Source organism: Candidatus Propionivibrio aalborgensis (genome assembly GCF_900089945.1).
Lineage (GTDB): Bacteria > Pseudomonadota > Gammaproteobacteria > Burkholderiales > Rhodocyclaceae > Propionivibrio > Propionivibrio aalborgensis.
Genome location: NZ_FLQY01000117.1, coordinates 1 through 581, shown reverse-complemented (window position 1 = coordinate 581; position 581 = coordinate 1). Strand labels below are relative to the sequence as shown.

The following is a 581-nucleotide window of genomic DNA, read 5'->3' as shown; positions in this document are numbered from 1 at the left end:
AAGCCGAATCAGGCGATCTCATCAGCATGGACACCCGGGTCGCGCATGTTGAAGGAAGCAAGGCCGGCCTTCTTTGCCGGACGATCGATATCGACAGCGTGACGCACTTGCGCCGTCTGGTAGAGCTCAATCTCGGTGATCCGATACTGCTTGATCGCGAGTTCTCGGCCCTGGTCGCCTGATTTTTTCAGCCATGGCTTCGCGATGAGTACCGCTTTTCGGTCCAGTCCGCCACGTGCTGTCGTACTGCTCTCCGGTGGCCTCGACTCGGCCACGACGCTGGCCATCGCCCGTGACGCCGGTTTCGACTGCCATTGCCTTTCCCTGGACTATGGTCAACGCCATCGCATTGAACTTGAAGCGGCCGCCACGGTAGCCACGGCGTTGTGCGCCAGCGAGCATCGCGTACTGCATCTGGGTCTTGACGAGTTCGGCGGTTCGGCGCTCACAGACACCCGCATCGCGATACCCGTTGACGGCGTTCAGCCCGGCATTCCGGCCACCTACGTGCCGGCACGCAATACCATCATGCTCTCTCTGGCGCTGGCCTGGGCCGAGGTATTGGGCAGCCGTGATATTTT

General features: G+C 61.1%; 1 protein-coding gene and 1 pseudogene. Both read left to right on the top strand.

All coding sequences use genetic code 11. The annotated features are described in order from the left end of the window. A pseudogene (locus tag PROAA_RS19060) lies at positions 1-182 on the top strand (PilZ domain-containing protein); the annotation flags it as partial. Positions 183-204: 22 nt separating this feature from the next. After that, positions 205-581: 7-cyano-7-deazaguanine synthase (locus tag PROAA_RS07260; RefSeq protein WP_186410707.1), on the top strand; the 377-nt coding region annotated here is incomplete at its 3' end.